This is a genomic window from Shewanella sp. VK101 (assembly GCF_056497865.1).
In genome coordinates, this window is the sequence record NZ_CM151402.1 from 1,372,279 (window position 1) to 1,398,843 (window position 26,565).

At 56.8% G+C, this 26,565-nt stretch carries 16 protein-coding genes and 1 pseudogene; 6 read left to right on the forward strand and 11 right to left on the reverse strand.

Annotated elements, in window-relative coordinates:
- Window positions 1-18 precede the first annotated feature (18 nt).
- Window positions 19-465 carry a helix-turn-helix domain-containing protein gene (locus ACSHSR_RS06195; RefSeq protein WP_223828993.1) on the forward strand — a complete coding sequence of 149 codons (447 nt, stop codon included), beginning with the start codon at window positions 19-21 and terminating at the stop codon, window positions 463-465.
- Here the strand turns inward: ACSHSR_RS06195 and ACSHSR_RS06200 are convergent.
- Window positions 459-866 (reverse strand): hypothetical protein, encoded by a 408-nt coding sequence (locus tag ACSHSR_RS06200; RefSeq protein ID WP_479631346.1) that lies wholly within the window; start codon window positions 864-866, stop codon window positions 459-461. The genes ACSHSR_RS06195 and ACSHSR_RS06200 overlap by 7 nt on opposite strands.
- A gap of 317 nt (window positions 867-1,183) precedes the next feature.
- On the opposite strand from ACSHSR_RS06200, the gene ACSHSR_RS06205 reads away from it, so the two are divergent.
- Window positions 1,184-1,630, forward strand: coding sequence for a GNAT family N-acetyltransferase (locus ACSHSR_RS06205; protein WP_107110879.1), 447 nt, complete (start codon window positions 1,184-1,186; stop codon window positions 1,628-1,630).
- A gap of 418 nt (window positions 1,631-2,048) precedes the next feature.
- On the opposite strand, the gene ACSHSR_RS06210 is transcribed toward ACSHSR_RS06205, so the two are convergent.
- The 6 genes and pseudogenes from ACSHSR_RS06210 to ACSHSR_RS06235 all read right to left on the reverse strand — a co-directional run bounded on the left by ACSHSR_RS06210 (window position 2,049) and on the right by ACSHSR_RS06235 (window position 21,120).
- Entirely contained in the window at window positions 2,049-2,513 is a 465-nt protein-coding gene (locus tag ACSHSR_RS06210) for a GNAT family N-acetyltransferase (protein WP_025010961.1), read from the reverse strand.
- Between the two features lie 311 nt (window positions 2,514-2,824).
- Window positions 2,825-4,255, reverse strand: a pseudogene (locus tag ACSHSR_RS06215) (PfaD family polyunsaturated fatty acid/polyketide biosynthesis protein); the annotation flags it as partial.
- Between the two features lie 226 nt (window positions 4,256-4,481).
- On the reverse strand, window positions 4,482-10,553 hold the full coding sequence (locus ACSHSR_RS06220) for a beta-ketoacyl synthase N-terminal-like domain-containing protein (protein ID WP_479631347.1): 6,072 nt from the start codon (window positions 10,551-10,553) through the stop codon (window positions 4,482-4,484).
- Between the two features lie 15 nt (window positions 10,554-10,568).
- The gene (locus ACSHSR_RS06225) at window positions 10,569-12,761 is read right to left on the reverse strand and encodes a PfaB family protein (protein ID WP_479631348.1); all 2,193 of its coding nucleotides are present in this window, start codon (window positions 12,759-12,761) and stop codon (window positions 10,569-10,571) included.
- Window positions 12,758-20,338 carry an SDR family NAD(P)-dependent oxidoreductase gene (locus tag ACSHSR_RS06230; protein WP_479631349.1) on the reverse strand — a complete coding sequence of 2,527 codons (7,581 nt, stop codon included), beginning with the start codon at window positions 20,336-20,338 and terminating at the stop codon, window positions 12,758-12,760. Before ACSHSR_RS06230 ends, ACSHSR_RS06225 begins: the two co-directional genes overlap by 4 nt.
- Window positions 20,335-21,120 carry a helix-turn-helix domain-containing protein gene (locus ACSHSR_RS06235; protein ID WP_039034214.1) on the reverse strand — a complete coding sequence of 262 codons (786 nt, stop codon included), beginning with the start codon at window positions 21,118-21,120 and terminating at the stop codon, window positions 20,335-20,337. Before ACSHSR_RS06235 ends, ACSHSR_RS06230 begins: the two co-directional genes overlap by 4 nt.
- Before the next feature lie 392 nt (window positions 21,121-21,512).
- On the opposite strand from ACSHSR_RS06235, the gene ACSHSR_RS06240 reads away from it, so the two are divergent.
- On the forward strand, window positions 21,513-21,797 hold the full coding sequence (locus tag ACSHSR_RS06240; RefSeq protein ID WP_144221234.1) for a hypothetical protein: 285 nt from the start codon (window positions 21,513-21,515) through the stop codon (window positions 21,795-21,797).
- Between the two features lie 75 nt (window positions 21,798-21,872).
- Window positions 21,873-22,613: a 4'-phosphopantetheinyl transferase family protein gene (locus tag ACSHSR_RS06245; protein ID WP_479631350.1), complete on the forward strand. Its 741-nt coding sequence runs from the start codon at window positions 21,873-21,875 to the stop codon at window positions 22,611-22,613.
- A 61-nt stretch (window positions 22,614-22,674) separates the two neighbouring features.
- Here ACSHSR_RS06245 and queF read toward each other — a convergent pair whose 3' ends face one another.
- A complete protein-coding gene (gene queF / locus ACSHSR_RS06250; protein WP_115390617.1) occupies window positions 22,675-23,532 on the reverse strand; it encodes an NADPH-dependent 7-cyano-7-deazaguanine reductase QueF in 858 nt (285 codons plus the stop codon).
- A gap of 59 nt (window positions 23,533-23,591) precedes the next feature.
- Between queF and syd the strand changes: the two genes are divergently transcribed.
- Window positions 23,592-24,233, forward strand: a complete 642-nt coding sequence (gene syd, locus ACSHSR_RS06255) for a SecY-interacting protein (protein WP_129978398.1) — start codon at window positions 23,592-23,594, stop codon at window positions 24,231-24,233.
- Between the two features lie 75 nt (window positions 24,234-24,308).
- Here syd and ACSHSR_RS06260 read toward each other — a convergent pair whose 3' ends face one another.
- A complete protein-coding gene (locus ACSHSR_RS06260; protein WP_144191155.1) occupies window positions 24,309-25,082 on the reverse strand; it encodes a Zn-ribbon-containing protein in 774 nt (257 codons plus the stop codon).
- The gene (locus tag ACSHSR_RS06265; RefSeq protein ID WP_025010968.1) at window positions 25,082-25,420 is read right to left on the reverse strand and encodes a hypothetical protein; all 339 of its coding nucleotides are present in this window, start codon (window positions 25,418-25,420) and stop codon (window positions 25,082-25,084) included. Before ACSHSR_RS06265 ends, ACSHSR_RS06260 begins: the two co-directional genes overlap by 1 nt.
- Window positions 25,421-25,586: 166 nt before the next feature.
- Between ACSHSR_RS06265 and ACSHSR_RS06270 the strand changes: the two genes are divergently transcribed.
- A complete protein-coding gene (locus tag ACSHSR_RS06270; RefSeq protein WP_037466957.1) occupies window positions 25,587-25,952 on the forward strand; it encodes a DUF3192 domain-containing protein in 366 nt (121 codons plus the stop codon).
- 22 nt (window positions 25,953-25,974) lie between these two features.
- Here ACSHSR_RS06270 and ACSHSR_RS06275 read toward each other — a convergent pair whose 3' ends face one another.
- Window positions 25,975-26,205: a DUF2789 domain-containing protein gene (locus ACSHSR_RS06275; protein WP_025887242.1), complete on the reverse strand. Its 231-nt coding sequence runs from the start codon at window positions 26,203-26,205 to the stop codon at window positions 25,975-25,977.
- Between the last annotated feature and the right edge of the window lie 360 nt (window positions 26,206-26,565).

Genomic DNA, 26,565 nt, shown 5'->3' on the forward strand with positions numbered 1-26,565 from the left:
CATCAAGGACCTGCGCCCATGAGCGTCAGTCCACTGTGGTCGGCGCTGCTGCAAAGACTGGAAACTGTCACTGAAGACAAGGAGGCCGCCTATCTTGAAGTGTTGCAGGATAATCTGTGTCAGCTTCAGCCTCAAGGCCGGCTCGAGCCGCTTTACCAGAGTCTGGACCCCAGGCTATTGCCAGTTATCGAAACCATGCAGCGTTCGCCCAATCTTAAGCTGCGTCTAGAGGATTTTTCCAAGCACTGCGGCGCTTCCGAGCGGACGCTGAATCGCTTGTTCCGTGTGTGCCTGGGGGGGAGCTTTAAGGACTGGCGCCGTCGTAGCCTTATGCTCGAAGCCCAGCGCCGACTGCGGCAAGGGCAGCCGATGACACAGGTGGCTTTGGAGCTTGGCTATCAGAATCTCAGTGCGTTTTCGGCGGCTTATCACAATTTCTTCCGGCGCCAGTCATATCCTCAGTAGCTCTGCGCCAGCCGCTTGGCGCTATCATCGCCGCTTAACACACAACTCATCTCGTCGGTGCGGATAATACGTTCGGCCTCGAATTGAAACAGGGCCAATACTCTGATGCTGAATCGGCTGCCATCGGCTTTCTCTCCCGCCACTCTATGACAGGAAAACACCTTTTGCTGCTGACAAATGAGCTGCTCAAAGCCGATCTCGCTAATTTTTACCTGGCTTCTGAGCCAGTGAATGTGAGCACAAAAGGCCCGGTAATCCAGCTCCTTACCATCTACCCACTGACGATATTCCGGATGAAAGTCCTGCGTTAATGCCAGTTGCCAATCGGCGCGGGTCAGCACTCGGACCAATATCTGTTGCACTCTGCCGGCTAACAATTTCTCTTTGGGATCCAGCTTCATTTTCGGCTCCTTGTTGGTCTATCCCGGGGGATGTCCCGGTTAAGCTTTTCTGTTAAGCAACACCATGGTGCCGCATCAGGCTGGGTGCTGCTTTGGTATTGGCGCCAACTTGTGTGGTTTTCACGCCATAATGTGCTGGCGATGTCCAAGGAATATGGTGCTTGGTGAAGATGACAATGCCGGTGCCGGTGCCAGTGCCTTAATCGTTTCAAGGCAACCTGACTCTCGGCAACTGGAGCTCGGCAACTGGACAGTCACCTTAAGTTGGCGCTAATTTGAGCACTATGAAGAGAGTCTTTTTAGCCGCAAACGCGAGCATGAGCATAAACATACGCATCGCCAGGTTAAGCGATATCCCCGCCATGATGTCACTGAGGTTGAATGTGAGCGAAAATCGCCTGCAGGATCCCGGGCGGATCACTCATGCCTGTTATCTCGGTTACCTGAGTGGCCGGCGGCGAAGCTGGGTTGCCGAGACTGACACCCAACTGCTGGGCTTTAGCTGCGCCGACCGTGAAGATGCCAGAATTTGGGCGCTTTTTATCGCTCAAGAGGCGGAAGGAAATGGCATAGGTAAGGCTCTGTTACAGCAAGCTGTTGACTGGCTCCACGCCGGTGGCTGTAGCAAGCTGCAACTCAGTACCGAGCCGGGTACCCGCGCCGAAGGCTTCTATCGCCATCTCGGCTGGCAATCCTTGGGGCTTACTGAAGATGGCGAGCTGCATCTGCAGCTTATCCCCCAGAGTCATCAGCCTTGCGGCTAACTACAGTGGACTTTCGTCTGTGCTAAGGAAGGTGCGAACAAGTCCCATGTGTGCTCTGCGTCGGCTTACAGGCCTGGATGCAAGGCGTGGTTCGCCGCAAATGGCCTTAGTCCTTTGTAAGAAGCACAACACAGCAGATAGGCCTGTAAGCCACGCCCTTTGGGGCTTTCACAGCAACCGGCTCTCTGCGTTATCCGACTTTGACAGGCCCCGGCATGCCTTCAGTCAGATACCTTGAACGCCAATTGCTGTGCAAGCCAGAGTGCCACGAGGACTTATTTGCACCTTCCCAAAAGGCAGTCCAGCTATTCACAAAGCAGGTGATGGATTGCCGCTTCGACGGAAACCCAGGCCAAGTAGGTTAGCGATTTAAGGCCTAGAGTTGCATAGCCGCTATGCAAATGCATCCATGCATGACCTACAGCGCTGCCAGCTTTAAGCTCATAAAGCAGCTATTTGGATCTTGTTGATAGTCGGCGAAGGGGGCACAGAAGCTAAAGCCTTCACTCGCGTACAAGGCTCGGGCCGGGGCGAAATAGGCCATAGTGCCAGTTTCCAGGTAAAGCCTTTGGACACCCAGGCCTGCGGCATGATGCAGCAGGTGTCTGAGCATGGCTCTGGCGTACCCTCGGTGGCGGAAACTTGCAGCTGTGCGCATGGATTTGAGCTCGGCCTCGGCGTTGCCAAGAAGTTTGATGGCACCACAGGCGGCGGGTATTTCTGTTACCCAAAGGGTGAAGAAGTGGATATCCGTTTGTTTCAGGCCGCTGAGGTCGAGGGCATGCACGCTCTCGGGCGGCGATGTGGCCTGCATCTCTTGCAGGTGCTCTGCAAGCAGTTGCAAAACCGCCGGATGGCTTAAATCACCGGCTCTGATCTGCATTGAATCTTCTTTGGGCATGATATTCATGGTTTGCTCGTTGCTATGGTTCGTTGCTATGGCTCGCTATATTAGTGGCTTGGCGCTATTGACCAAGCAGCGAACGTGGCAATGCTTATGCCATCTTTGTAAAGATGGCCATTTTAGACATGGAATTGAGGTTGGACGCGGTGCGGGTGGGCCTATATGACAAACTGGCTACAGGCCCAAAATTGAGTGGTGTCATTTGAGTTGCACCGCAAACAGGCAGAGTGCCCGTTTGCGGTGCATGGTAAAAGGCCTATAAGACCTTTTTTGATGAGCCGTAATCCTGCTCAGTCCAGCGATTTCAGCGGCCGATAATGACCCAGGCTGGATGGCAGGACTATGCCCTGGCTTCGCAACTGGTTGACCCGGTTTTGATAGGCGGCGCCTACGAGCAGTTGCAGTGCCAAGTCCACGGCACGGCGCTGACGGTAATCATCCAGATAGCTATCCTTGGCCCAGGCGTTGAAGGCGCCCAGTGCCGGCCCGGCCCAGATCTGGTAATCCATCTCCCGACCGCTTTCCCCTGTGTTGGACCAGCGGCTCGATAGCCCCAGATACCAGCGGAAAATGAGCGCCATCTTGCGCTTTGGATTGCCTTCGGCGCGGCGAATTTGTTCGGGATCCCGCGCCATAAAGTGGGCAACCGTGCCTTGCCAGATTTCATCCAGATTGGCGCGAAACACCTGAGTTTCCAGTTTTTGGCGCTCATCGGCCGGAATGGCCTCTATCGAGTCGTAGCGGCTGTAGATTTCGTAAAGCTTATTGGCTCGCATGGGGAAGAGGGTGCCGCGTTTTACCACTTGCAGCTTGACGCCCATCTCAAACATATCCGCGGCCGGCGCCATGGTGACATCGGCCATTTCCACGGTCGCCAATAGCTTACGGCTGTGCTCGCTGGCGCCGGCTTCGATACAGGCCTGATTGATAGAGCCGGTAACAATAAAGGCGGCGCCCATATTGAAGGCCGCCAAAGCCGCATCCGGCGTGCCAATGCCGCCACCCGCTCCAACCCGGATAGGTTCTTGGTAGGCGTATTTTTCCTGCATTTGATCCCGCAAGGCAATAATGGTGGGCAGCAGGGTAACCAGAGGACGATTGTCGGTATGGCCGCCGGAGTCTGCCTCGGCGGTAATGTCGTCGGCCATGGGCACCTGCCTGGCAAGTTCGGCCTGCAGTTCAGTGATCCATCCCTGACTCAGCAGCTGCTGGAGGATTTTCTCCGGCGGCGGCGCCATAAAGTGGGCGGCGACTTCGGTGCGGCTCACCTTGGCTATCACCTTGTTGGCGATTAGGGTGTTGCCGTCACTGTCCCGGCTCAGTCCGGCCACCCGATATCTCACTATGTGAGGGGTCAGCGCCAGGAAGGCCGAGGCTTCGACCGTACGCACCCGGTGTTTGAGGTAGAGCTCGACCGCACCTTGCTCGAGTGCCGGTTCGCTGGGGCTGTGGATCAGGTTAAAGGCGTAGGGGCCGCTTGGCAGCGCCGCCTGAATTCGGCTGATGGCGGCTTCCACCCGGGCGGGCACCAGACCGGCGGCGCCGAATGAGCAGAGTATGCCGGCCTTGCCGAGGGCAATCACCAGCTCTTCGGAGGCGATACCGTTGGCCATGGCGCCGGCATAATAGGCGTACTTGACTTTGTGGCAGGCGGCAAAGGCCGGATCGCCGAGCGCTGCTGCGCTGAGTGGCGGCACCATGGCGCAAACCGGCAGTGTATTGCCGCTAGCACTCGTCTCGGCAAGCTGCGCCTGATTGGCAAACAGGATTTCACCCTTGGTTTGTCTGGCGACAAACAGCGGCTTATCCAGCGCCTTGATTGCGTTGCCGGCACAGTTATCTGTGGCCGCAAAGACATCATCACTATTTGGGTTCAGGGCCCAGGGCCAATTGAAGCTTGTCATCTTGTTGCTCTCATTATCTGTTCGGTTGTCTTTGCCTGAGGGCTCAGGCTTCTTCAATGGCCAGAGCCAGATTTTTTATTTCATAAATTCGCAGGCCATCTTTGGCGAGCCAGGCATCGGCTGTCAGTGTGACTCTGTCCGGCGTATCGTCTATGGCTGTGATATGCAGCTCCAGCGACATCTGCCGGTTCAGGGGATTGATCTGACCGCGGTATTTCCACTGTACCTGACTCAGGCAATGGGCGAATCTTGGGTTACTGAATTGGCTTCCAAGCCCGGCGTCCAGGGCAAAGGCACTCAGGAGTTCCAGCATGGCTTCCACTCCGAGCGAGCCCGGCATCACAGGGTCCTGATGGAAATGGAAACGGAAGAACCAGTCTGCGGCATCGATTTTGCGCTCGCCATAGATGTAGCCCAAGTTGGAATGGCCGCCTTGGCGGCAGATGCGGATAGAATCGACAAAGTTGAGTCGACCGCCCGGCAGGCGCAGGTGTTTTTGATCCCAAGAGCCATGATAGAGAGCGCAATCGGCGGCGCGAAGATCATAGCTCACATCGGCCTCAAGCCCTTGCTGTTTATCCCAGGGCTCGGTCACCTTACCGTTATCCAGTCCCAACTGGTTTTTCAGCGCCTCGGCCTTGAAGTAACCAAATACTGCCTCGCCTTCATAGAAGGGTTCACCATCGGCGCTGAGCACAAAGCTGAAGCTCTGGATGATGTTGGTGCCCGCCTTGACAGTGCTCAGCAGACGCGAGTCGTTGCTGATGGTCTTGCCACGCAGGTCAAGCCGGCGCAGCAGTGTGCCTTTACCGTCGAGGTTACGGAAGAAAAGCTCTGTGTCGCCATAGCCCAAGGTGGTGCCCATATAGCCGGAAATAAAACCATTGGGCTGCAGCGCTATCTCCATCAAAATCGAGTAGGGCATATGCGCCGGGTGGCTGTTTTCACTGAAGTACCAAGCCTTGGGTGGCACTTCATATTCGCCGATACAGGAGGCCGGAGACTTGAAGTCGCCGCGCTGGCCAATCACCTGCGTCACTCTGGTGGTGAGCTGCAGATCGCCGCAGGGGGTGCGCGGTGGGATAAGCCCGCGGTAGGCGGCAAAGTCGGGGCCGAAGCAGTTCTCAATATCGCCGGTGGCAAATTCAAACATATGCCAGGGGGTAAAGGGCGCAGTATCGGGCGTGCGATTCGGGTAGTCCGGCGTTACTGGCGCCGGAACATGCCTGACCGGGAGCACGCCGTGAATGGGCTGGGAATCCGGGCAGCTTTCCTGGCTCATCAAGGGAGCATTGATGGATGCCTGGCGCCCGGCGTTCAGCGCCTCGTTAGTATCACTTGCCGAGGCGGCAACCTGTTGCGGCTTTCCGCCGTGCTTCTGGTTGCTGTCATCGGCGTACCTGTGACAGTCTTCATCTTCTTTGAGCATGACGCCAAGATTCTGGAAGTCCACCACCGCCTTGCCGTCGAGCAAGATCTCAATATTGGCCTTGGCCCAGGGGCTGGGTGTCAGTCCTATTTCAGTGACTTCCATCCGATAGGTGAGACGATTGGATTGCGGCAGTACCTGCCCGCGGCAACGCACCTTCTGCGGCGCACTTTCCAGTGGTTGGAAGCGGCCATTGCGGGTGTGTTTGTGCAGGCCAAGATAGAGCATATAGAACTGCAGCAACTGACCGCAGCCCTCGGCCATCAAGGAGCCGGCCATCACCTGATCGTCCTTGAAATGACAGGGGAAATACCAGTGATCCGGCTCCAGTTGCTTGTGTCCTTCAACCAGGCCCAGGCCCCAGGCGCCGCCGCTTGGTTCGACTCTGCTGACCTCTTCGATCATCAGGAACTTTTCCGAGGCAAAACACAGCGAGGTTTGGCGGTATCCCAAGTCATGAGATGGGCCAAAGCAGACACCGATATCGCCGCTCAGCAGTTGCCTCATTCGCTGGTAATCAAATATCTGTTGTTTACAGTGGATCAAGGGCTGGAATTGGCGCTTGTTCGCCATCGCCAGGTTGCGGGTCTTGATCTCCTCTTCGGTGCGGATGACTCCCTTGCCATCGGCCAGCTCGGCATCGGTGAAGAAACCGGCGCAGCCGTTGTCCATTTTGAGGATCAGACGTTCGCCGACAAAACACTCGTAGGAGAAGAAAAACAGCAGGGTATCGCCGTTGCGGGCAAAGTGATTGATGGAGATGTCGTATCTCAGGGTATCACCGCCACGGGGCAGATCGCCGAGGAAGGTGAGGGTACAGTCGAGCAAACGGTAGACCCGCTCGCCCTTGTTCTCCAGATCTATGCCGAGATAGCTTATCAGCATCAAGTCACACTGGCCCGACTCCACGGCCACCGCCCAGGGGATCTGGCCATCGACCAGATAGGGGGCGTCCACGGGAATATCATACTCTGTGGTCATGGTGCTCGGCTTGTATTCGCCAAGACGGGCATTGAGTTTAGTCACCCTGGAGACCAGCAGGTAATCTGTGGTGGGTAATCGCACCCGGCGGCGGTAGCTGTCGATCACGGCATACTCGGGGCCGAATACCGGCGCTATGTCGCCCTCGGCGTATTGCACCAGATCCTGATAATTCCAGATACAGGGTTTGTCCTTGGTCACTTGGGATGTCGCTTTGGGGGTAATGGTTTTGGCAACAGCTTCAGCAGCCGTTTGGACCGAGTCCTTGGGCGTGCGCGCTGGCAAAGACGCTACAGAGGCGGAGCTCTGGTCTGCCGAGCGCTTGTCTTCTGAGCCGATATTTTCAGCGCTTAAGCGGTTTTCGGCCGCAGTCCCGGCGCCCAAGAGGGCGCAGGCCAGTGCCAGTCCGGTTTCTTGGGATGTCGCTTTGGGGGTAATGGTTTTGGCAACAGTTTCTGCAGCCGTTTGAACCGAGTCCTTGGGCGTGCGCGCTGGTAAAGGTGCTACAGAGGCGGGGCTTTGGTTTGCCGAGCGTTTGTCTTCTGAGCCGATAGTTTCAGCGCTTAAGCGGTTTTCGGCCGTGGCCCCGGCGCCCAAGAGGGCGCTGGCCAGTGCCAGTCCGGTTTCGCGGCTCTTGAGAAAGGCCTGGTGCGCTTCACGTGCCAGCCGTTGATTATCTGCCAGTGCCTGCAGGTGCGCTTCGGTAGCGGCTCTATGGGGTGCGGCCGCAGTTTTATCGCCGGGCACGGATTGTCTGAGAGCTGATGGGGCGTGCTGATTGTTCACCGGAGTGAGTTCCTTAGTCAGTTCACTGTTAACTTGTTGGCTGCTGGTGTGCATTTCCGGCGCTGCCTGGGCTTGAGTGTTCTTTGCCTGGGCAAGCTTTTGGCGAATGCCGGTCTCGTGTTTAAGCTCGGCGGTGGCGATATGCTGCTCTATGGCGTCACCGCCAAGGGTGATGGTTTGCCACAGCTGGCGAACATTTGCGCCGGCTATCTTTTGACTGGGCTTTTCACTGGCCCCTTGACTGCTCTCTTGACGGTTCTTTTTATTCTGCGTGCGGAGCGCCTGTTGCAGGTGCGCCTTTTGCTCCGCCGACTGTTGCAAAGTAACCGCGGCGCAGCGGCGCTCGCCATCTATCAGCAGGGTGTGGGAATCTTTATCCCTATCCTGGGTCAGGCGCAGCAGCGAGTGCAGCAAACTGGCCATCCCGGCGGCGGCAAAGCTGTGCCCCATACGCGAGACGGCGCTGTGGCTGGTGGCCGCGAGACGACGAAAAGCCTTGATGCTGGGGCTGTGTTCATCTACCTCAGGCTGTGCGTTCCGGCAAAATGTTTGCTCTCTTGAGTCTGCCGTAGAGAGAGGCTCTGTAGCTGTTAATTCCACTGATGAAAACGGCTTGAAACTCAGCTCTGTCAGGGCGCCGTAGCGGCCGCTTTGATGCGCAACTGACGGCGTCAGCACCAAGGCGCCGGCGCCTTCACCCGGTAACAGTCCAAGCTGTTGCAGACGCTTGCCAGAGTGCAATACCCGCTCGGCGCTGCCGGCAAGATCCACCGCTGCCACTACTACGGCGTCCAACGCCTCGGTGCGGCAGAGATTGGCGGCGACTTCCAACGCCCGGGGAACCGACAGCTCGGCGGCCGAAATACTGAAAGCCGGGCCGTTGAAATCCCATTGGGAGGCGACCCGGGAGGCCATGATGTTGCCTATATAGCTGGTGTATTGATTGAGGCTGGCGCTGGGCAGTACGCTGTCCATCGCCAAACGCTCGAGTTCGAGATACTCATCTTGGCTTAAGGTGATGCCGGCATCTTTAAGGCTCTGGCTAATCTGGCTATGCAGATTAACTCGGCCGCGGAACTGGTGCAGCTCAAGCTCGGTTTCCATGGCGACCAACACAGCCACCCGGCCACCCATGGGCAGATTGGCATCGCGAATCGCATCGTCGGCCACCTTGAGCAGCAGTAATTGCTGCGCCACCAGTCTATCCCCCGGATGGGGCGGCAGGCGGAATTTGAGAAAATCCAGTTCAAACTTGTCTATGTAGCCGCCATTGGGAGCCTGTTCAAGCCCCATTCTGGAGAGCAAAGAGCGGTTTCGCTCCAGGCCTTTCCAGCGTTTGGGGGGCAGGGCTCTGGTGGCCGTTTGCCCTTTGGCTATCAGTTTGGCAAGCGTCTCGAGCGAGTCGGCGGCGCCGAAATGCGCGGCGGCGCCCTCAATCGCCAGGCAGTCAGAGCCCTGGTTTGCAGCCGTTCCCGGCGAAGGTTTGGCCCGAATAAACTCTTTGGCAGCATCGGGCCCTGTGAGCAGCAAGTGGGCGTTGCAGCCTCCGAATCCGAACACAGACACCCCGGCAACCGGGCCGGGATTGCCCGCTTTGGTCGGCCAGGGGATGGCGCTGCGCACTATATTGTGCTCGCCAAACACGCCGTTGGGCGAGCTCAGTGGCGCCGATATTCTCACCGAGGCAGGTAACAGCTTGTGTTTCATCGACAGCAGCAACTTGATGATGCCTGCCATACCGGCAGCGGTCAGCAAGTGGCTGAGGTTGGACTTGACCGAGCCGATTTTAGGCGCGGCGCTGCCTTCCAGACATGGGCCGAAAAACTGCTCCATGGAACTGAGTTCCACCTTGTCACCCAGAGGCGTGCCCGTGGCGTGGCACTCAATCACCTCCACCTGGGATGGCGCGATATTTGCCGCCTCGGCGGCCCGTTCAAACGCCAGTACCTGGCCCTTACTGGCGGGGCTTAAGACAAACTGGCCGCGACCATCGTTGGAAAGCCCTGTGCCTTTGACTATGCCGTGAATGGTATCGCCATCCCTTTGGGCATCGCTCAGGCGCTTGAGCACCAATACGCCGCAGCCTTCACCGGCAAACAGGCCGCCGGAACTGTTATCCAGCGGGGCGCTTTGGCCCGACTCGGGGAAGGCCTGGAAAATGGAAAAGCCCATATGGATAAAGAAGGGATCGGCGCCGCTGACGGCACCGGCCAACATCACATCGGCGCTGTGGTTGCTGAGATAGTCGCAGGCCAGGCGCAATGCATAGACTGAGCTGGCGCAGGCGGCATCCAGGCTCAGGCTGGGGCCGCCAAGGCCCAGGCAATCGCACAGCAGTTCAGAGCCCTGGGCGGCGATATCCGTATCCCAATGGCGAATGCCTGTATCTGCCGCCGTTCCCGCATCTATGGCTGACGCCAATGGCGGCATGTCGGGGAAACGGCGCCGCAGCGCCGTATCGACACTGTGATGATACAGCGGCAAAAAGGCCTTGTTGGAAGCTCGGGTTGGGAACGAAAGCGTGCCCATCACGGCGCCGCAGCGCGCCAAGTCGGAAGCGTTTTGCGCTGGGGTTAGCCCGGCGCTTTGCAGGGCCTTGCGGGCGCAATCGAGTGCCCACAACAGATGCTGATCCCAGGTTTGGGCACCCGTTGCCATTTCATCCGCTGATCTGGCATAGCCCTCGGGCGAGAAGTTTAGCTGGCGAATATAACCGCCCTTATCACAATAGAAACGGTCGCTTTGGCCTTTTACGCCTTGATAATCGCTGACTCTGGCGCCCAATTGACTGTCATTCAGGGCGCTGATGGCATCCCGGCCTTCGCTGAGTAGTTGCCAGAAGGCGTCCAGATCCTCACAGCCCGGGAAGCGGGCGGCCATGCCAACTATGGCAATGGGCTCGGCTTGTTTACTTGTCACTCTGTTCTCACTTTCTCACGTCACTAAGTTATCGGGCCGGGCAAACTGTGGATACAGCGCCGCTGTGGCCAGTGGGACCCTGTGGCTGATGAGTCGAGCCAGGGCCTTGAGTAATGCTTTGTTGTCGGCGGCGCCGCTATGTTTGCGATCGCAGCCAAAGGCCTTGATATCGCCGGAGAGCTGTTTTCCGGCCATCGCCTGAATAATGCTGCTGGTTTGGCTGTCGGCGCCGACCTCCAGAAACAGCTGCGCGCCATGTTTTCGGGCTCTTTGCAGCAGCGACTCCACATCGAGTGGCTGGCTGAAACAAGTCGCTATGGTTTCGGCTATCAGCTTGCGCTCAAGCCTGGCAGGTTTGAGCGGCTGCTCGCTGCCGGCGCTGATATAGACGGGCTGCGGCTGTTCAAGCTCACCCGAGAGTGGCCTGTCATAAAAGGCGGTCAATTCGGGCTTTACACGCAGGGCCGCCGGTGTGTGCATGGCGGTGACCCGGTTGGCGGCAACGCCGCGTTTGCCAAGGGCCTTTATCAGTGTCCGGCACTGAGCCTCATCCCCGGCCAGCACGCAGCTTGGCCCCTGACGTATGGCGAGGTAGACCCGTGAGTAAGCTGGGTTTTGCAATAATGGCGTGATGCTGCCTGTATCAATGCGCAGCAGAAAACTGTTCCAGCCGATGGCATCTCTGGCATCGAGTTGCCACTCCTGGCGCACGGCTGTGAGCGCGCCCGAGATCTGCTCTGAGAAAATCCGGCTTTCCAGCGTAGGTTTAACCAAAGCAAAAGGGTTGTCCCAGACGCCATTGGCGGCAAACATGGCCGCTTCGCCCATGGAGTAGCCGATGGCAAAGGCCGGGCGGAGCTTGAACTCACGCCGCAGTATCTGCGTCAGCAGCACACTGGCGCCGACCCCGGCAACGGCCTGCTCGGCGAGTGTCATTGTTGGCGCCGGACTGGGTGTGGCCTCTTCTTTATCGCTCAAGGCTGTTTCATTAGAAGCATCGCTCAAGGATGATGTATAAGAAATATCGCTCAAGGCTGCTGGCAGCAGGGTGGATAGGGCGACATTTTCGGCTGTTGCTGCGGCCTCAAAATCGGCATGACTGCGTGGAAAGGCCTGTTTTAAGGCGCCGAGCATGCCATGGTAAGCCGTGCCGACACCCGGGTAGACAAAGCAGAGGCGAGCCGGGCCCAGCGGCTTGGCGCAAAAAACGCTGCCATTTGGCGTAATAAGCTCAAGCTCTGGCACTTCGGCCAAAGACGTTATTTTCCGAAGCTGACCCAGGAGCAATTCGCTCTCGGCAATAAGCTCGGCGGCATCTTTGCCAATAAGCACCAGCGAATAGTATTCGCCGCCCTCGGGCGCTGTGCCTGAAAAGCTCTGCTCCAGGGTTTTCAATTCATCCGTCAGCCAGCGCGCCAGAGCATCTGCGCTCATCGATTGGCTCAGGCGACTTTTGGCCTGCTGCAGCGCAGTTTGCGCCTCACTGAGCAGAGTCTTTGGGCTGGCAATCAAGGTCAGCGGTAAAAGCCAGGGCGCTCCTTGGGGGCAAAGGCCAGAGGTTGATTCTTTTCCAAAAGCCAAGCCGCTCACACAAGAGCTGTTCATGCAAGAGCCGCTCAAGGCTGTTTCATCACAAGAACCGCTCAAGGCTGTGCCTTGGCTGAGGATCAGCGCCATAGCCGGGGAGTTACTGGCCAGCGCCAGGGACTTGCCTTGAAAAGGCAACCCCGCCATTTTCTGTACCTGGCGCCGCTTGGCAAATGCCTCCAGTTGCAGGCATAACTGCTCAAGCTGCAACGGTTGCTCCAGAAACAGAGTGTCCCTTTCCTCCACCTCCGGGCGTTTTGCCTGCTGCCAGGCCTGCTTAAGAAGCTGCTGCGGCTTGTGAGCGCCATGGCTTAAGGCCTGCAGCAAGGCTTGGGGATGCAGTCTTGCTTGCGCCGCATCGACTGCGCTTAGCAGCAATAGCCGCTGCTTTGATGGCAGCACCAGGCTCAGGCTTGCCCCGGCCTTGACCTCGGCCACCAGCCAAGGCCAGTCGGGAACCTGATTGCTATCAAACGCGATAGTGCGCAAGGCTGCCCGAAGCTTGGGCGCCAGGCTTTGCTCCTCTTCGACCAGGCACAGTGCCAGCCGCAGCGGCTTTTCGGCCGCGGACTCAGCTGGCTTTACTTCAATGTGAGGCATAGGGCCTATCGCTTTGCTCAAGGCCTTTCTCTATTCCCTGTGGCGGCCTTGGCCGGTTCAAAGGCGGCATTGAGCCCCTTGCTAATGGTGACCTTGGCATTTTCCAGCCCGGTTTGCAGTTGGCCCTCGGCGTTGAACAGGGCCAGATCGGCGCTGAGCTGACGGCTGGAGTGCTTGGTCACCTGCAGGCGAATAAGGCCGGTGTCATTTTCAGGCAGCAGGGCGTTTTGCCAGAGCGTCGTTAGTGAGGAGGGCAGGCTGGCGGCATCGTATTTGAGCCGGGCCCAGATCAACATGGCCTGCAGCAGTGCGTCTTGCTGGATCAGGGCGCGATCTTCGCTCGATGCGGCATCCGGTAGCCGGTATCGGCAGCTAAGCCCTTGGTCGTCAAACTGCAGCACCTCAGTAATGGCCTGCAGCTGCGGGCCATGGAACAGGGCGCCGCTGTGATAAAACTCACTGCCTTGACGCACTTGGAGCTCACCTTCGCCTATCTCAGTCATAGAAACATGCGCCAGTGGCTGACTGGCTTGCTGCGGCATTAACGGCTGCTGGATTAACGGCTGCTGTATTAACGGCAGTAGGGTCGCCTGGTACTGAGGCCGCTCATCACAGCTGATGCTCGCCTGCAGCTCGCCGTCGGTTCCCATCGTCAGGCTGAGCTGCAATCGCTTTTCATCACTGTCAAATACCACGCCTTTGAGCAGCTTATAGTCCACGGCGCGCCAATCGCCGCCAAAGAGGCTCTGGGCACTTTGCAGCATCCACTGGAGCGCGCAGACAGTCGGCCATACCGGATTGCCACCTATGCAGTGATCTTCCAGCAGCGCCAGCTCCTGGCGCTTGATGCTGCGACTCAGGGTTTGGGGGCTAGCTTGGGCCTCTGGCGCATCTGTGTGGTTCAGGCCTTGTTTACCCCCCGGGCCTTGCATGCTGGAGCCAATCAACAGCTGCGGCTCCGAGCGGGCCAGAATCGCCTCGGCAAACAGCTTGGCACCGGCTTCTCTTGGGATCACATAGACGCCGCGGGACTCAAACATCTGCTTCAGCGCCGCGTTGACCATGCCGCCATCCCAGGGGCCCCAGTTGAAACTGATCACTCGGGTGGTCGGCAACTCATGATGCAGCCGATGAGCGGTTTTATTGAGAATTTCATTGGCCATGGCGTAGTCGCTCTGGCCTGTGTTGCCGTAGAAACCGGCGGCGGAGGAAAACAGCGCCAACAGTTTTAAGTGCTCGGCGGCCTTTTTGTTTGGCGCCAAGGCTCTGAGCAAGGCGGAGAGGCCGCCAACCTTGGTGCCTGTAACCAATTCGAGTTCGGCGAGGGTCTTGTCGGCGATGTGTTTATCGGACAACACCCCGGCGCCGTGAATCAGCCCGCTGATAGGCGCCAATGCCTGAATGGGCGCCAGTGTGGATGCGACCGCATCCGGGTTACTGACATCCAGACTCAGGTATTCGGCGCTGGCACCTATAGCCTCAAAGCGCTTGAGCGCCGCGTGAATCTCAAGCGCGTTGACAAGAGGTTTTATCAGGGCTTCCACTTCCTTGGGCGAGGGCTTTTGCCCCTTGGCCAATAGCGCGGTGATTGCGGCCGCTTTTAGCTGACCGCTCTCAAGCCCTTGGGCCCAATCGGGAAATGCTTCCAATGCCAAGGCCTTGCTACGACCGGCGAGAATAAAGTGACTGCCACTTTGGCGGGCCAGCGCCAGGGCACAGTCCAGGGTGACGCCTTTTGCGCCCCCGGTCACCAGTATTTTATCTGAACTATCGAGCCTGCATGGCGCCAGGCTTGTATCGGCAGCATTCAGGTCATCGGCCGAAGTCGCTACCAGGGTCACTCTGCCGGCGGCGCTTTTGCCCCACTCCAACGGATCCTGACTCGGGCTGTAGAGCGCATCCATGACTTGCGAGGCCAGCGCCGAGGCATCAAGCTCAGGAGCAAGATCCAGCGCGCGGCAATGCACCTGAGGCCACTCCTGCGCCAGGGTCTTGGTTAAGCCAAACAGGGCGCTCTGATTCAATTCACAGGGCTGACCGCTGAAACCCAGCTGACCATCCATGCGCGCCACAGTGATAAAGGCGCGGCGGCCTTTTGTCGGCGTTTGCCAGGCTGGGCTCAAATGCTTGGCGAACAGGAAGCTCAGTTGTACCTGAGTCTTGGCCGTGATGTTGAGCGGCATCAACTCCCCGAGTTGTTCCCGCGGCAGTTGTGGCTGCAGATGGATATAGATGGCCACTTGCTGTTTGAGCCCGGCGATGAGCGCCTCGACTCCGGCATCATCATTGCTGGCCAGAGTCAGGATTGGCAGTTTGCTATCCAGCGCCGATTGCGAATCGGTTGCCGCCGGGCGCACCAGAGTGACACTGATGCCACTGTCGGTCAGTTTCTTGGCCAGGACACCGGCGTTGTGGCCGTCATCGAGCAGCAGCGCACAGCTGTTCGCGGCAAACAGAGCCTCGGCGCTTGCGCCTGAGAATCTATCTGCCGCCGGCAGCTTTTTTAGGCTGACTCCCGAATGGGGCGGCAAGGCCACACTCGGCTGAGTGTTTGGCGTCTCATCGGTTTGGGTTAGCGGCTCGGCTGCATGCTCAGCGTTTGAACCGGCAAAACAATCTATGATCTGCCCCAGGGTGCGGCATTCGCTTAAGCTTGCGGCGTCCAGCTGTGGCAGCTCTGGCAATTGGTCTTGCACTGTGCCGAGAATTTCCACCCGCTTGATGGAATCGATACCGAGATCGGCCTCCATATCCATCCCCAGTTCGAGTATTTCGGCCGGGTAGCCGGTCTTCTCTGCCACTACCTGCAGCATGATTGCCGTGATATCACTCTGATTTGAAACTGGCTCAGGCTGCGCGTTTGAATCCACTCCGGCGCTTTGCTGCAGATAATCGACTATCTGCCCCAGGGTGCGGCATTCACTTAGAGTTGCGGCATCCAATTGTGGCAGCTCAGGCAAGGCATCCTGCACTGTGCCGAGAATTTCCACCCGCTTGATGGAATCGATACCGAGATCGGCCTCCATATCCATCCCAAGCTCAAGCATTTCGGCCGGATAGCCGGTCTTGTCGGCCACCACCTGCAGCATCAGTGCCGTGACATCGCTTTGATCTGCATGAGCAGTGTTTGACTTGACTGTACTTGACTGGGCAGGGCTTGACTGAATTGCCTCAGGCTGCGCACTGTTCACACTGGCGCTTTGCTGCAGATAGTCGACAATTTGCCCCAGGGTGCGGCATTCGCTTAGGGTGGCGGCGTCCAATTGTGGCAGCTCATGCAAGGCATCCTGCACTGTGCCGAGAATTTCCACCCGCTTGATGGAATCAATACCGAGATCGGCCTCCATATCCATCCCCAGCTCGAGCATTTCGGCCGGATAGCCGGTCTTGTCCGCCACTACCTGCAGCATCAGTGTAGTGACATCATTCTGATTTGCATGAGCAGTGTTTGATTGAGCTGCGTTTGATTGAGCCAGGAGTGGCTGAACACTGGCGTTCACACTGGCGCTTTGCTGCAGATAGTCGACAATCTGCCCCAGGGTGCGGCATTCACTTAGAGTTGCGGCGTCCAGCGGCGGCAGCTCAGGCAGTTTGTCTTGCACTGTGCCGAGAATTTCCACCCGCTTGATGGAATCGATACCGAGATCGGCCTCCATATCCATCCCCAGCTCCAGCATCTCTGTGGGGTAGCCGGTCTTGTCGGCTACTACCTGCAGCATCAGTGCCGTGACATCATTCTGATTTGAAACTGGCTCAGGCTGCACACTGGAATCCACTCCGGCGCTTTGCTGCAGATAATCGACAATCTGCCCCAAGGTACGGCATTCACTTAGAGTGGCGGCATCCAATTGTGGCAAGTTGGGCAATTGATCTTGCACTGTGCCGAGAATTTCCACACGCTTGATGGAGTCGATACCGAGATCGGCCTCCATATCCATCCCCAGCTCCAGCATTTCTGTGGGGTAGCCTGTCTTATCGGCCACCACTTGCAACATCAACTCTTCGACACCTGTGCTTGGCTTGGCTGTGGTTACGGCTACTGCTGGGACAGGGGCTGGAGCTTGAGGCCGGCTTTGTAGCACTTGGCTTGGTTGCTGTGGCGTGCTTGCTGCTTTGACTGGCGCTGCGGCGTGAGTTAAAGGCGCTGCAGCTTGAGCGGGCATAGACACTGACACTGGTACTGCTTCGGTTTGCTCTATCTTGGTCAACACAGCATTGGTCAACACAGAATTTGGTAACACAGCACCGCCCTGAAGTTGTTGCAACAACTGCTGGGCGCCGAGATTTTGCGACTGAATAAAGTCGTTGTGGATCTTTAAAGTCTCGGCCTGGTGCTGGTGGAACATGGCCAGGGTCTGATTGAGGCTGTCAGGAATCGCTTTGCCGGCCGTCGCCAGTTTTACTTGCTCTGCGAGCAGTTGCTGCACACTGTTGCCATATTGCAGTGGGATATTCAGAAACTGCTGATGCAGCTCGGCCAACTGTTGCTGGGCGCTGAAAAACTGCTGTAATTCGCTGCTGTTCGCTGCCTGTGGAGCTGTAGCTTGGCTCGGTTGACTCGGGTTCTGGCTTGCGGCCGCTACTGGGATCTCGACGATTTTTTCCACGACTTTCTCGACTATTTTTGTCTGTTGACTGACCCGGCCCTCTTTGAGTGAGGCCGCCATCTTCTGGGCGGTCGCCGGGCTGATATAGTTACTGGCACCGAGCTTGATAGTCATCGGTGAGGCCTTGTGTTTGGCCTGGGTTTGTACGGCGCGATAGGCATCGGGATCTGTTAGAGGCAGGCCCGCCAATGCCAGGCTGAGCAGGGCTTGCTTCAGCTCAGTGTCGGCGGACAGGGAATCGATACAGCTTGGGCTGTCCAGCGACAGGAACAGGCATTCGGCGGCGCGATCGCCCAAGGTGGCTTGTGCCAACCTGGCCAGGGTGTTTTTCGGGCCAAACTCGACAAATATTCTGGCGCCGTCCCGGTACATGCTCTCTATCTGCTCACTGAAGCGCACCTGCTTGAGCATATGCTGCTCCAGGTTGGCTCTGAGGCTTTCGGCATCCTGTGCCAGCTTGTCACCTGTGGCATTGACATACAGAGGCGTTTTCGCATCGCTCAAGCCCTGGTGGGCAATCGCCTCGGCAAAGGGTTGCTGCGCATGGGCCACCAGCGGAGTGTGGAAGGCACCGGATACCGGCAGCGCTATGGCGCGCAAACCTGCCTCGTTCAGCTTGAGGTTGAGCCGGGCCACCGCTTCACTCGCGCCGGCAATCACAAGCTGAACCGGGCTGTTGATATTGGCTATCTGCACCTCGGGTTCAGTCTGCAGCAGCTGCTCGAGAGTATTGCGCTCTGCGGCCGAAGGCAGAATAACGGCGCTCATGGCGCCCGGATCTTTATCTTCGGGGACGCTGGCCATGGCATCGCCTCTGGCGAAGGCCAGCGCGTAATAGCTCTCACGGCTCAAGGCACCAGCGGCGCGCAGTGCCGACAGCTCACCAAAGCTGTGACCGGCCAGCATATCCGCCTGGAATCCGGCCTGGCAAAGCAGAGTAAACTGCCCCATGCCGAGGGCGCCGATGGCGCTTTGGGCAAAGCGGGTATTGGCCAGTGCCAGTTCATCCTCTTTGCTGGCCAGGGGCGTGAATTTGGCTATCGGGAACACCCGCGCCGACAAGGGGCCCATGCCGTACTTGTCGGCTATGCCCTGGCGGGAAAACTCACGGTCGGCGGCGGCAAATTCGGCGCGAAGCTCGGGATAGAGCTGGGTTAGCCCTGAGCCCATCTGTAGATACTGACTGCCTTGACCGGCAAACAGGGCGGCGGTCTTGGCCTCAGTTAAAGGCGCGCTGCGGTACTCGATTCCCTGATGTTGCCAACGGGTTTGCGGCTGTTCTTCAGCCGTGCTTTGCAGCTTGTTCAAGGCCTGTTGCAGCTTTTGCTGCAGCTCTATGGTGTCGCAGGCAAGCAGTCCCAGCCTGGGGCCTTGTACCTGTGTCTGGCTGCCGAGGCGATAGGGCGCACACAGGGTTTCAAGGTTGCCATGGGCATCTGAGTTCAGCGTCTTGAGCAGAGCGGTTATCTCTTGCTCCAGCGCCGGTTTGTCTGGTGCGCAGAACAGCAGCGGCAAAGGCGTGCGTCTCAGGCGAGCGGGTTGCTTGGGTAATTCGGGGCAGTGCTCTTCCAATACCAGGTGGAAGTTGGTGCCACCAAAGCCAAAGGAGCTGACGGCGGCGCGCCTCGGCGTACCGTCGGTTCTTGGCATCCAGGGGCGGGTTTGAGTGTTGAGATAGAAGGGCGATTGCTCCACTGCCATCTTGGGGTTGGGCTGCTTTACATTGATGGTGGGCGGCAACACCTTGTGATGCAGCGCTAAAGCCGCCTTGATCACCCCGGCAGTGCCGGCGGTCGACTTGGTATGGCCCACCTGGGACTTGATTGAACCTAGCGCAATGTGCTGCAGCTCAGGATTATCCTGACTCATTACGACGTTGAGGCCGCTGAATTCGGCCACATCACCGGCGGCCGTACCTGTGCCGTGGGCTTCCATCAGGCCCAGTGTATGGGGCGGGAACCCGGCATCATCATAGGCACGCCGCAGCGCCTTGGCCTGGCCTTCGGGGCGCGGCGCGTAAATGCTCTTGAACTTGCCGTCGCTGGAGGCGCCAACCCCTTTGATCACCGCATAAATGCGGTCACCGTCGCGCTCGGCATCATCCAGGCGTTTCAGCGCCACCATGCCTATGCCTTCGCCTATCATCATGCCGCGGGAGTCGGCGTCGAACGGCTTTATCTGCTCGTCGCTGGTAAAGGCCGGGGTCTTGGAGAAGCTCATGTACATATAGGCGGAGTTGTCGGTGCAGACGCCTCCGGTGAGCATCATATCGCTGCGGCCTTCGGTCAGCTCGGTGAGCGCCATCCGCATTGCCGCCAGCGAGCCGGCACAGGCGGCGTCGACCACACAGTTCATGCCGCCGAGATCGAAACGGTTGGCAATCCGACCGGCGATAACATTGCCGAGCGACCCAGGGAAGGAGTTTTCCTCCCAATGTATATATTGGTCCTGAAACTTGCGGATCAGCATTTCGCTGTCCTGCTCACTGACGCCACTCTCGCGGAACACCTTTTTCAGCACAGGGTATTGCAGCCTGGCATTGAGGCTTTGGCTGATTTTCTGGCCACCGCCAATCCCCAAGGTGATACCGATGCGGTCGCGGTCATAGTCCGAGCCTTCATCGATACCTGCATCCTCCAACACCTCTTTGGCTACCACCAGCGACAGCAGCTGCGAGGTGTCGGTCAGTTCGAGGATATTGGGCGGCAGACCAAACTCCATGGGGTTGAAATCCACTTCCGGGATAAAGCCGCCGCGCTTGCAGTAACTCTTGTCGGCGGCTTTCTTGTCGGGGTCAAAATAGTCTGCCACTTGCCAGCGGTCGGCGGGCACTTGGGTGATGGCATCTATCTTGTCACAGATCAGATCCCAAAACTGGTTCAGATAACGGCTGCCGGCAAACAGGCTCGCCATGCCGACTATGGCAATCGGCGTGTCTTTCAGCCTTTTGTTGAGGCGTTTGTCTATCTGAGAGGCTTGTTCTTGGCTCATTGAGCATCTCCATTGGTGGCTGCAAGTTGCGGCCTGGGTTTGCGCCCTGCCTTGGCGGCAGCGGGAAACCTGGACTGGAAAATATGATAGTTGCGTACCAGCAAGCGGCGCAGGGCAAACGGGGCTCGCTTGAGGACGTAGGCTATGTAGCGGTCGGCGGCGTGGGTGTCGTCATCCTGATAGATGTCGACATAGACCCAACCGCTGACGGGATCCATCCCTATGAGTACCGAATGGGTCTGTTGGCCAATGGGAATACTCATGGCTTCGACCTGAACCACAGTGTGTTCATCGGTACTGGGCAGCATCAACGCATCGGCGAGCGTTTGGCTGTTGAGGGTGTAGGTTTGCATCTTACTGCCGCTGTAGACCGGCAGCTTGTTGAAGTGTTTCGGCGGCAGCGAGTGCGCGGCATCGATATTGTCGAGCCGGGATGCGCCGTGGCGTTTCAGACAGCGGGCCAGCCCGGAGCGCGAAACATGGGGATTGATAAACTCCTGGGTGACTTGCAACAGCCTGTCCAGCGGCAGCTTGAGCTGCCAGCGTAGCCCGACAACCACATACTCCTGAATATCGCTCAGAGTGGTATTCAGATGATGCGGGGTGTGGGATTGATCCTGGGTCGACTCGCGTTTACGCCACTTGCGAACGGTTGCTTCACTGATATTCAGTAACCGTGCCAGTTGGCTGACATTGAGCTCAGACTCCTGGATAAAGCGGCGCATTTCCGGGGTGGTGGTGGCATTGCGATGACGCCGTTTTCCGGTTTGAGTTTGCTTCATAATCAGCTGGGACTGGGCCCTTGGGCTTCCTTTCTCGCCTGTCTGCCATGGTTGCAAACTTCCACAATACTGAGCGTCAGGCTGTTATTTCAGTAACAGGTGAAGCAGATTACCAGTGCCTGCCGCTCGATACAATCATCTGGGACTGAAAATCCTGCTTTTGTTTTAAAGACTCTTGTTCGCTAACTTCGTTTGTTGTTAACTTGTTTTTAAATTGATATAAATTGGTTGTTTTGGTTTTTTGTGCTGTAAAAATGGATATCTGATACCTATTTATCCCTAATCCCCTGTGGTCTGTTGCAGCTTATATTGCAGCTTATGTTACAACCTGGGTATCTGCCTTTAGGGCAACTGGATGAACTGGCATCAGCAACAGAAATGGAGAGTGTCAGGTGTATTTAACAAAAAATAATCTACTGGGAATGGCGAGTGCTGCCTTGTTTACTGTACTCGGCGCCGGTTGCAGTGGTACCAGTACCACTACCGCCGAGTTGTCGCCTGAGGACGCGGCCCGCCAACAAAGACTCGATGAACAGGGATACCGCTGCGACCGGGTTAGGGTCACCGGCAGCAATATTCCCAACCGCCGCTGTACAACCGCCCAGCAGCGGGAAAGAGAGCGGGAAGAGGCGAGAGCCTATGTCGATAAAATGAATCAGCAAAACATGAACGATTAGCGCTTGAGACCGAGGGGGAGGCCAAGGCAAAATAGCCTACCCCCCCTCGGTTTTTTGGAGTCTCCCATCAACGCCGTGCAACTCTTTTTGTATCCCTTACGCCAGAGTGAGCCTTTAAAAATAAAAGACCTGGCGCTGTGTCTGACGCCGGCCGAGCGGGAAAAGTTTGCCCGAATAAGCCATAAAGAGGTACAACAACGGGCAATAACAAGCCGCGCCTTGCTGAGAAAGACCCTGAGTACTCAAGCGCCGCTTGCAGCCCGGGAGTGGTGTTTCGATTATGGTCCCCAGGGTAAGCCGCTCCTTTGTGATGAGCAGTTTCAACAGACTCAGCTGCATTTTAACCTCAGTCACAGCGGTGATTGGCTGCTGTTGGCATTGCTGAAACATCCTTCTCCTGAGTTGCAACTCGGAGTCGATATAGAGCGTTTACGGATGCGCACGGCTATCGATACTGTGATGCGCCACTATTTTGCGCCTTTTGAGCTGCAGCAATTACGAAATCTGGATGATGCCACGCGGCGAGAGGCGTTTTTCGACCTCTGGGCCTTGAAAGAGTCTTATATCAAAGCGACCGGCAAGGGGTTGGCGCAGCCGCTCGATGGTTTTGCGTTTGACTTGAGCTCAGGGGAGGCATGCTCGGCCGAGCGGCCAGCCGAGATTGTTGCGATGCGCCGTGGGCTTTTGCTAAAGCCTAAGGAAAACACCCAATGGCAGAGTTGGCTTGGCCATATGGAGCCGGGTTATCGATTGGCCCTGACGCTGGGGGCGCCTGCAGCCATCAACTGGCAACTGCAGTGGCACCTTGGTCAGTAGCACTCTGAAATAGGTTACCGGCAAGAATGAAAAAGCGGCTTTAAAGCCGCTTTATGTTCGATTACTGTCTTGCCAGGCGTTGGCTTTCCGGCACGTGCTCAAAGTCACTGCGGAAAGGGTTGATGTCCAATCCGCCTCTGCGGGTGTAGCGGGCGTAGACGGTCAATTTACTGCAATGGCAGAAACGCTTCAGATCGGTGAATATCCGCTCCACACACTGCTCGTGGAACTCGTTATGCTGGCGGAAAGAGATCAGATAACGCAGCAGTTTTTCCCTGTCTATCTTGGGTCCCTGGTAGCGGATCATCACGCTGCCCCAATCAGGCTGTGAGGTGATCAAACAGTTGGACTTAAGCAGGTTGGAGTTCAAGGTCTCGGCGACTATCTGCTTGTCGTCTGTGCTGTCTTCGAGCCATTTGGGGTTGAACTCATAGTCGCTGACTTCAATATCCAGATCGTCAATGCAGTGCCCCGGCAGCTCAACAACTCTCTGGCTGTTGAAGTGCTTGGGCTCAATCACTCTGACTTTTACCTCGCCATTGGCACAGCGGCTCAGATCTTGGGTCAGGGTCTGCTCGACGGCTTCAGTACTGTCAAAGCGGGTTTGATTGAAACTGTTCAGATAGAGCTTGAAGGATTTGGACTCAATTAAATGCTCACTGTTGAGATCCAGCTGGAACTCGGCGATGGCCACCATGGGTTTGCCCTTGGCATTGAGCCAGGAGAGTTCATAGCCGGTCCAGATATCGGCCCCCTGAAACGGCAGAGGCGCACTCAGGTTGATTGCATCACGGTTGAGTTTGCGGGGCACACCCTGCAACAGCTCAGGGGCGTAATGCTCTTGATAATCTGTCTGCTGACCCAGTGTCAGGCCAGATAAGGCTTTGGCGTTCCGGTAAGGGTCGTGATTCTGTGTCATCAAGCGGGTTTCCGTGTCAAAATAGGCCACCATTATACCTGAATTTGGAAGTGCGATAAGTGTCTTGTGCCCAGGCGTTGGAGCAATTTCTCAGCCGTTATCATCAAAGTTACCAGTCGAGTCTGGGGGAAGGCCCCAGATATTATGCCAGGGGAGAGGCCTCGCCCTGTGTGCTGCAGGAGGATGGTGAAGATCCGCTACTGTGGCAGACTATTCGCCGAGAACAGCCAGGCAGCTTTGCCAATGTCAGTCATGCGCTGGAGTTGCCGCTGCATGCCGATATCGATGAGTTTTATGGGCAGTTTTTTGCCGCGCATCTGTTGTTTGAAGCCGATTTCGGCGAAGGGGAACTATTGCAGCCCTGGAGTCAGGATGATTTTGAGTTCCTGCAGCAGAATCTGATTGGGCACCTGATGATGAAACGCAAGCTCAAGCAGCCACCGACCTGGTTTATCGGCCTATTGGGGCAAGGTGATGAGATGATCTGCGTGGATAACGAAACCGGTGCTGTCTGGCGTGAGACCCCGGGTGAGCTCCCCTCAAAGAAGCTGGCAGACAGTCTGGAAGAGTTTCTCGCTTTGCTGCGCCCCAGAGTGGCGCCGGCGGTTGAGCCTGTGGAGCCGGCCATGGCGAATGTCGACCATCCCGGTCTCTGGGCGCGGATGAAGCTTATGTGGCAACACCTGTTTTCCCGCCGCTGACAGTCGGGGTTACCACAATCACTATTGATTGATGATCACTGCTATTGATGATCCTAGGCTATTGATTGTCCCAGTTTATTGATGATCCCAGGAGAGGTTGGAGACTATCCGGCAGTTGTCACAGCGGAAATGAAACAGATCCAGCAATGGGCTGGGCTGGCGCCAGTCCGGGTTGCCGCAGCGGGGGCAGGGACGGGCCAATTCGGCTTGTTTACTCTCTCCCCCGACCCGGTAAAGGTAGTAATAGGTAGGAATTTTGGTCAGATATTCGATACGGCCGCGCAGATCCCAGCCGCGGCGGAACAGATCGCTGTCCGGGCTGGAAAGCTCCTCGAGGGCGGCAAATTCGGCCTTGGTTGCTGCGGCCATCTGCAGTTCATCACAGGCTTGCCACTCGGTTTGCCAACGGATCACCCGCTTGTGATCGCCGTTGAAGGTCGCGGGAATGCGGTAGAGTGGAATGGGTAGCAAGTTATCGCCGCTGCGCAGCGGCGAGCACATATGCACATAGCTGGTATAAAGCAGCTGCCAACTTGGGGGCTCCAGGGTGCTGACCTCGGAATTGATATCCTGACCTATGAGCTTTTCCTTGGGGGTCAGCAGTTTGGCCTCGGTTAACTGCTGCAACGCCTGTTTGGCCCAGGGACTGTTGTGCCTGTTGGCCAGACTGGTTTCTTCCGGTAGCAGCAGCCTGACTCTGAACTCCCCGTCCCTAAAGGCCACCGCAAATTCCCGTCCCAATACCTGACCGTTGGCCCGCCAGGCCTCAAGCAGGGTATTGATGGCTTTTTCTGCGGCGCTGATAGTGGTGTTGGCAAAGCATTCAAACCTGAGTTCGCAGACAAACATTATTGCTGTTCCTCAAGCTTGGCGAGTCTTTGTTGCAAGGCCGCGAATTCTTGTTTCAGTTGCTGCTGTTCCTGGCGTAGCTGGCTGATTTCCTGCTGGAGAACTTCTACTGTGGTGACAGCTTGTTGTGGCACGGTTTCTTGCAGTTGAGGTGCGTCTTCAAGCAGTTTTTCCCGTTCACTCTCTGGCAGGGATTTGAAACGCTGCAGACCTTCAACCAGCAGTGGCATTGGTAACTTGTTGCCGAGTCTTGCCTTAATCAGTGCCAGAGAGGGAGTATGGCCGCTTTGGGCTACTGCCGCCGCGGCGGCCATGACCTGTTCCAGTGGAGTGGACATCTTGGTAAAAAACCTCACATTTTCGCGAATAGCTACATAGTGCAGCAGTTGTTTGCTTTTATCATTTTGATATTTATCAGTTTATTTGTTGGCCTGCATGTTGCATAGCGTTTGCTGCATTTGCTTAACAAAAGTCAACATTTGATAAATATAACAAGGAGTGACAATGAACAAGTTATTACTGCCACTGATGGGGATTGCAAGCTTAGGGCTTAGTGCCTGTGTGGTCAATGTCGGCGATCACGAAGCCAACTGGGATGAAAAGGAGTCCTGGCAATTGCAGCAACAGCAAAATCAGCAACAACTGGCCAAGTTGACTCTGGGAATGGATCAGCAACAGGTGCAGCAGCTCATGGGGCAGGCCGACTTTAATGAAGCCTTTCTCTCCAATGATCAGCAAGTACAGGTACTATTTTACCGTACCCGCCACAGACACAGTGATGGCAAGACCACCAAGGATGAGTGCACCCCCTTGGTGTTTCGCGATCAACAACTGATTGGCTGGGGCGATAAGGCTTACGCGCAGCTGTAATTCACACTCATCCCAATTTCAATCAACTCCTGAGCTGGGCGTCCAAATGGTCTATGGTGTCTGACCATTGAGCGTCCTCGGCCAGAGCCTCTGTTAAAAAAGTGCGCTGCGCTTCATTCCAGAATGGTGCATCCACCAGTTTGACTCCCTCGGGGATAGAATGTGCGCCGATAAAGCCTTCTATCGCCTTACTGCTGCTAGGGAGTCCCAATTGCTCAAATAAATGGGCCAAGTCTGTGTGGGTGGTATCCATATTCTGACCTCCAGAAGTCCTGACATATCTTGTCAAGGTGATGAGTGAACAAGCCTTAATAAAACAGATAGTAAGCCTTATTCCTTCCCCTTAGGGAAGGTGCAAATAAGTCCTCGCGGCCTTCTCTTTTGTAGAGAGTGGCTTGCACAGCAATTGGCGTTCAAGGCATCTGACTGAAGGCATGCCGAAGTCAGATAACGCAGAGAGCGGGTTGCTGTGAAAGCCCCGAAGGGCGTGGCTTACAGGCCTGCCTGCTGTGTTGTGCTTCTTGCAAAGGACTAGGGCCATTTGCTGCGAACCACGCCTTGCATCCAAGCCCGTAAGCCGACGCAGAGCCCACATGGGACTTGTTCGCGCCTT

Coding starts and splice junctions, on each gene's coding strand:
- ACSHSR_RS06195 (WP_223828993.1), top strand. CDS start 19: ATGAGCGTCAGTCCACTGTGGTCGGCGCTGCTGCAAAGACTGGAAACT.
- ACSHSR_RS06200 (WP_479631346.1), bottom strand. CDS start 866: ATGAAGCTGGATCCCAAAGAGAAATTGTTAGCCGGCAGAGTGCAACAG.
- ACSHSR_RS06205 (WP_107110879.1), top strand. CDS start 1,184: ATGAGCATAAACATACGCATCGCCAGGTTAAGCGATATCCCCGCCATG.
- ACSHSR_RS06210 (WP_025010961.1), bottom strand. CDS start 2,513: ATGCAGATCAGAGCCGGTGATTTAAGCCATCCGGCGGTTTTGCAACTG.
- ACSHSR_RS06230 (WP_479631349.1), bottom strand. CDS start 20,338: ATGAGCCAAGAACAAGCCTCTCAGATAGACAAACGCCTCAACAAAAGG.
- ACSHSR_RS06235 (WP_039034214.1), bottom strand. CDS start 21,120: ATGAAGCAAACTCAAACCGGAAAACGGCGTCATCGCAATGCCACCACC.
- queF (WP_115390617.1), bottom strand. CDS start 23,532: ATGACACAGAATCACGACCCTTACCGGAACGCCAAAGCCTTATCTGGC.
- ACSHSR_RS06260 (WP_144191155.1), bottom strand. CDS start 25,082: ATGTTTGTCTGCGAACTCAGGTTTGAATGCTTTGCCAACACCACTATC.
- ACSHSR_RS06265 (WP_025010968.1), bottom strand. CDS start 25,420: ATGTCCACTCCACTGGAACAGGTCATGGCCGCCGCGGCGGCAGTAGCC.
- ACSHSR_RS06270 (WP_037466957.1), top strand. CDS start 25,587: ATGAACAAGTTATTACTGCCACTGATGGGGATTGCAAGCTTAGGGCTT.
- ACSHSR_RS06275 (WP_025887242.1), bottom strand. CDS start 26,205: ATGGATACCACCCACACAGACTTGGCCCATTTATTTGAGCAATTGGGA.